The organism is bacterium (genome assembly GCA_024226335.1).
Taxonomy (GTDB): domain Bacteria; phylum Myxococcota_A; class UBA9160; order SZUA-336; family SZUA-336; genus JAAELY01.
Genome location: JAAELY010000067.1, coordinates 1 through 6,708, shown reverse-complemented (window position 1 = coordinate 6,708; position 6,708 = coordinate 1). Strand labels below are relative to the sequence as shown.

The window sequence follows — 6,708 nt, the reverse complement described above, 5'->3', positions numbered from 1 at the left end:
CGCGAGCGCGCGGGTTTCGAAGTTCGCGACGTGCATAGCACTCACTATGGCCGCATTTGCCCGGTCGAGACGCCGGAAGGTCCGAACATCGGCCTGATCGCGTCGTTGTCGACCTATGCGCGCGTGAATGAGTACGGCTTCATCGAGACTCCGTATCGCGATGTCGAAGAAGGCAGGGTTTCGGACAATGTCCGCTACTTGTCCGCACTCGAGGAGGAGAAGGTCGCGATCGCCCAGGCGAACGCACCGCTCACCGAGGACAAGAAATTCGAACGCGAAATGGTCTCGGCCCGCCAGAACGGCGAGCCGGTCATGCTCGAGAACAGCGACGTCAACATGATGGACGTTTCGCCGAGCCAGCTGGTATCGGTTGCCGCGTCATTGATTCCATTCCTCGAGAACGACGATGCCAACCGCGCGTTGATGGGATCGAATATGCAGCGCCAGGCGTTGCCTCTGCTGCGCACGGACGCGCCGCTCGTCGGCACCGGTATGGAAGGCGTCGTCGCCCGGGACTCCGGTGCAACGGTCGTCGCGAAACGCAGTGGCGTGATCGAGAGCGTCGATGCGGCCCGTATCGTCATCAAGCCGGATGCGACCGAGATCGGGGCGAGCACGGCTCCCGACATCATCAATCTGGTGAAGTACCGTCGCTCGAACCAGAACACCTGCATCAACCAGAAGCCGATCGTCAAGGTCGGGCAGCGCATCGAGAAGGGGCAGGTGATCGCGGACGGTGCGGCCACGGACTTCGGAGATCTGGCACTTGGGCGCAACGTGCTCGTCGCGTTCATGCCCTGGGGCGGATACAACTTCGAAGACTCGATCCTGATCTCCGAGAAGATCGTCAAGGATGACCTGTTCACTTCGATTCATATCGAAGAGTTCGAAGGTGTCGCACGAGATACGAAGCTCGGTCGAGAAGAGATCACGCGCGATATTCCGAACGTCGGCGAAGAAGCCCTCAAGGATCTTGACGAGAGCGGCATCGTGCGCATTGGCGCGGAGGTTGGGCCCGACGACATCCTGGTCGGCAAGATCACGCCGAAGGGTGAGACACAGCTCTCACCAGAAGAACGCCTGCTTCGCGCGATTTTCGGCGAGAAGGCGGGCGATGTGCGGGACACCTCGTTGCGTGTTCCTCCGGGACAGAGCGGCATCGTAATCGGCGCGCGTGTGTTTTCGCGCCGCGGGGCGGACAAGGACGAACGCGCACAGACGATTTCCGATGCAGAAATCGCCAAGCTGCGCCTCGATCAGGAAGACGAGATCCGCATCGTGCGCGAGTCGGCTCTCAATCATGTACGCGACCTGCTGATCGGAGCGAACAGTAGCGTGCGCCTGGCTGATGAACGCCGCAAGGATGCCTGGCTCGAGCCCGGCGACACGGTCACCGAGGAGATTCTGAACAGTATCCCGCGGCGGAAGTGGCGAGACTTGCGGATCGAAGACGCTGTGAAGATGGAGCAGATCGAGGGAACGCTGGCCAAGGCGGAAGAGCAGGCGAGCCTGATCAAGACGGTCTTCGAGGAGAAGATCAATCGTCTGAAGAAGGGCGACGAGTTGCCTCCGGGCGTGTTCAAGATGGTCAAGGTCTACGTGGCCATCAAGCGCAAACTCTCCGTCGGCGACAAGATGGCTGGTCGGCACGGCAATAAGGGTGTCATCTCTCGCATTCTTCCCGAAGAGGACATGCCCTACACGCCGGATGGCGAGCCGGTCGAACTCGTGCTCAACCCATTGGGTGTTCCGTCGCGGATGAACGTCGGGCAGATTCTCGAAGTCCATCTCGGTTGGGCCGCACGCGGACTAGGCAAGCAGATCGAAGAGTACCTGCAACAGCACTACTCGCCGGACAAGATGCGTGCGCATCTCAAGACGGTATTCGATCAAGAGGACGTGCAGGAGCGTATCGATAGACTGACGGACGATGAGGTCATGGATCTTGCGCGGCGCAGTTCTCGCGGTGCTCACACCGCAGCCGCAGTGTTCGACGGTCCATCGGAAACCGAGATCAAGGCAGTTCTGGAAAAGGCCGAACTGCCGCTGAACGGTCAGACGCCGCTCTTCGACGGCCGCACAGGTGAGCTTTTCCACGCCAACGTCACGGTTGGAATCATGTACATCCTGAAGCTTCACCATCTGGTCGACGACAAGATTCACGCACGTTCGATTGGACCGTACTCCCTGGTTACGCAGCAACCGCTGGGCGGCAAAGCTCAGTTCGGCGGTCAGCGATTGGGAGAGATGGAGGTCTGGGCCATGGAGGCTTACGGTGCCGCGTACGCGCTGCAGGAATTCCTCACGGTCAAATCAGACGACGTGATTGGTCGCACCCGAATGTACGAGTCGATCGTGAAGGGTGACTGCGAGCTTCTACCGGGTCTTCCGGAGAGCTTCAATGTTTTGATCAAGGAGATGCAGAGCCTCTCGCTCAACATCGACTTGCTCGAAGATATCCAGTAAGGGGGCACTGAAGTGCGAGATCTCTACAACCTCTTCGAGAAGCCCAAGGATCCGCTGAGCTTTTCCGGCATGCGCATCACGCTCGCGTCGCCGGAAAAGATCCACGAGTGGTCTTACGGCGAGGTGAAGAAGCCGGAGACGATCAACTACCGGACGTTCAAGCCGGAACGCGACGGGCTCTTCTGCGCGAAGATCTTCGGGCCGGTCAAGGACTACGAGTGCAATTGCGGCAAGTACAAGCGCATGAAGCACCGTGGCGTCGTCTGTGAGAAGTGCGGCGTCGAAGTCATCCAGTCCAAGGTTCGCCGCGAGCGCATGGGCCACATCACGCTGGCTGCACCGGTTGCGCATATCTGGTTCCTGAAGTCGCTGCCGAGCCGAATCGGAAATATCCTCGAGTTGACGCTCAAGGATCTGGAACGGGTGCTGTACTTCGAGTCCAATATCGTCATTGATGCGGGCGACACGGAACTGGTTCGGGGCGAATTGCTCTCGGACGAGGGTGTCATGGAGGCCAAGGAGCAGTTCGGTCCGAACTCCTTCAAGTATGGCATCGGTGCCGAGGCCATCCGCATCATTCTGAGCGAAATCAAGGTCCAAGAAGAATCGATTCAGCTGCGCATCGAGATGAAGGAGGCCACCAGCGAAGCCAAGCGCAAGAAGCTGGCCAAGCGCCTCAAGGTTCTCGACGCTTTCCGCGATTCCGGCAATCAGCCCGAGTGGATGGTGCTGGAAGTGATTCCGGTCATCCCGCCGGATCTGCGACCACTGGTTCCGCTCGATGGTGGCCGCTTCGCGACTTCTGATCTCAACGATCTCTATCGCCGAGTCATCAACCGCAACAACCGTTTGAAGCGACTGATGGAGTTGAACGCTCCCGAGGTCATCATTCGCAACGAAAAGCGGATGCTTCAGGAAGCCGTTGATGCTCTGTTCGACAATGGTCGCCGCGGCAAGGTCATCACGGGCCCCAACAAGCGCCCGCTCAAGTCGCTTTCGGACATGCTCAAGGGCAAGCAGGGACGGTTCCGCCAGAACCTGCTCGGCAAGCGCGTCGACTACTCGGGTCGGTCGGTCATCGTGGCCGGACCGGAGTTGCGGCTGCACCAGTGTGGTCTGCCGAACAAGATGGCGCTCGAGATCTTCAAGCCGTTCATCTACTCGAAACTCGAACAGCGGGGCTACGTCACTACCATCAAGGCCGCAAAGAAGATGGTGGAAAAGGAGCTGCCCGAAGTCTGGGACATCCTGGCCGAGGTCATCCAGGAGCATCCGATCCTCCTGAACCGGGCTCCTACGCTGCACCGGTTGGGAATGCAAGCCTTCGAGCCGGTTCTGATCGACGGCAAGGCCATTCAATTGCATCCGCTGGTGTGCGCCGCCTTCAACGCGGACTTCGACGGGGACCAGATGGCCGTCCATCTGCCGCTGTCGGTCGAGGCACAGATCGAAGCGCGGGTGCTGATGATGAGCACGAATAATATTCTGGGCCCCGCGCACGGCCGACCGATCATCACGCCCACGCAGGACATCGTTCTCGGCGTCTACTATCTGACGAGGGAAAGGCCCGGAGCCACCGGCGCTGGCAGGAAATTCTCCTCGCCGGAGGAGGTCCGTTGCGCGTACGACGCCGGGTCGATCGGGTTACAGGCGAAGATCGAAGTGCGAGTCGATGGCGAGAAGCATGAAACGACAGTCGGTCGTGTCCTGCTCTATGAGATCGTCCCCGATGGTGTCGATTTCGAACTCGTCAACAAGCTCATGGACAAGAAGTCGCTCGGAAACCTGGTCAACGAGGTCTATCGCGAGGTAGGCAACAAGGCGACCGTCCTGCTCTCCGACCGTCTTCGCACAATCGGTTACGAGTACGCGTCTCGCGCCGGTATTTCGATCTGCATCGACGATATGCGGGTTCCTGAGTCCAAGGCTGGTCTGATCGAAGCGGCACAAGACGACGTTAGTGAGTTCCAGCGTCAGTACCGTGAGGGGCTGATCACCGACGGTGAGCGCTATAACAAGGTCGTCGACCGCTGGGCGGCGATTACCGAAGAGCTTTCTTCGGAGTTGATGGACGCGATCGCGGCCGGTTCTTCCGCCGGGGTCGGTTCTCCCGAGGGTTCGAACCTGAATTCGATCTTCATGATGGTCGACTCGGGTGCCCGTGGTTCTGCCCAGCAGGTTCGCCAACTCGCCGGCATGCGCGGCCTTATGGCCAAGCCTTCTGGTGAGATCATCGAGCGCCCCATCCTGTCGAACTTCCGTGAAGGTCTCTCGGTGCTCGAGTATTTCATCTCGACCCATGGTGCTCGCAAGGGGCTGGCGGACACGGCTCTCAAGACCGCGAACTCTGGCTATCTGACCCGTCGATTGGTCGATGTGGCTCAGGACGTGATCGTCAATGAGTACGATTGTGGAACGATCGACGGCCTGGAGATTCACCAGTTGGTCGAAGGTGGCGATGTCATCGAACGACTCGGTGACCGCATCCTCGGTCGCGTTGCGCTCAACGATGTTCTCGACCCGGTCAACGGCGAGGTGATCGTGGCCGGTGGCAAGGAGATCGACGAAGAACTGGTCAAGAGAATCGAAGACGCCGGTATCGAGAACGTCATGATGCGCTCGGTCCTCACCTGTCGCAGCCGTCGAGGTTGCTGCGCGCTCTGCTACGGTCGCGATCTTTCGCAGGGACGGCTGGTCAATACAGGCGAAGCCATCGGGGTGATCGCTGCCCAGTCAATCGGTGAGCCGGGTACGCAGCTCACGATGCGTACGTTCCACATCGGTGGTACGGCGACTCAGCGCGTCGAGCAGTCGCACGTCGAGTCCCGAAACGAGGGCACGATCAAGTACATCAACCTCACTACGATTCGCGACAAGCATGGTTCGCTCATCGTCATGAATCGCAACGGAGAGATCTCCGTGGTCGACAAGACCGGGCGCGAGCGCGAACTCTACCCGGTGGTATATGGCGCCAAACTACACCTGGAAGACGGTGCAGCAGTGGCGGCTGGCGGCTTGATCCACGAATGGGATCCTTTCCAGAACCCGATCCTGACCGATGTTGCCGGTATCGTGAAGTTCGGTGACATCGTCGAAGGATCGACCATGCAGGAGCAGGTCGACGAGTTCACCGGTCTGTCACGCAAGGTGATCATCGAGTCGAAGGACCCCGAATTGCGACCGCGTATTTCGATCAAGGGAGCCGATGGCAACACCCAGCGGCGCTATTTGATGCCGGTGGGCGTGAACATCTCGGTAGTCGAAGGCGAGGACGTCGGTGCTGGCGATACGCTCGCGCGAATTCCCCGAGAGACGACCAAGACCAAGGACATCACGGGTGGTCTGCCACGCGTCGCGGAACTGTTCGAGGCTCGCAAGCCGAAGGAGTTCGCGATCGTTTCGGAGATCAATGGTGAAGTCAGCTTCGGGCCAGACGTCCGCGGCAAGCGCCGCGTGATCGTCACGCCTGAGACGGGCGAGCCGCGCAACTACGACATCCCGAAGGGCAAGCACATCGCGGTTCACGAAGGCGACTTCGTGCGCGCCGGTGAAGCCTTGATGGGTGGGTCCTCCAACCCGCATGACATTCTCAAGATCAAGGGCGAGAAGGAACTGGCTCGGTACCTGCTGGATGAGATCCAGGAGGTCTATCGGCTGCAGGGCGTGCCCATCAACGACAAGCACATCGAGGTCATCGTGCGCCAGATGCTGCGTTGGGTACTCGTTACGCAGGCCGGAGACACCGACTTCCTGATCGGGGAGCAGGTCGAGAAACTCGTCTTCGACAAGGCCAATGCCGAGGTCACGAAGCAGGGCAAGGAGCCTGCGATCGCCGAGCCGATGTTGCTGGGTATCACCAAGGCGTCCCTGTCGACGGAGAGCTTCATTTCCGCGGCCTCGTTCCAGGAGACCACCAAGGTCCTGACCCAGGCATCGATCTCCGGAAAGACCGACCGGCTTGCCGGCCTCAAGGAGAACGTCATCATGGGCCGCCTGATTCCCGCCGGTACGGGCATGCCCCGGTACAGGTATATGGGAATTCGAATCGAGGGTGCGGATGAGGACGTAGGAGACGAGAGCGTCCTGGATGTCCTCCCGCCGCGGCCGGTCGTGCTCGATCCGCAGCCCGAGGGGCTCATGGCCGGACCGCCCGTAGGCGACCGAGGCATCGAAGCCTGAGCTAGATCCACTTCCTGATCACGTCGGATCCGGGCAGCGAACGGGTCCGACGTGGTTGGATTT

At 60.0% G+C, this 6,708-nt stretch carries 2 protein-coding genes; both read left to right on the top strand.

What is annotated here, in order from left to right; translation table 11 throughout:
* Nucleotides 1–2,466, top strand: a 2,466-nt coding sequence (gene rpoB / locus GY725_03125) for a DNA-directed RNA polymerase subunit beta (protein ID MCP4003168.1), incomplete at its 5' end; no start/stop codon positions are given.
* A gap of 12 nt (nucleotides 2,467–2,478) precedes the next feature.
* Nucleotides 2,479–6,645, top strand: a complete 4,167-nt coding sequence (rpoC, locus tag GY725_03120) for a DNA-directed RNA polymerase subunit beta' (GenBank protein ID MCP4003167.1) — start codon at nucleotides 2,479–2,481, stop codon at nucleotides 6,643–6,645.
* The last annotated feature ends 63 nt before the right edge of the window (nucleotides 6,646–6,708 follow it).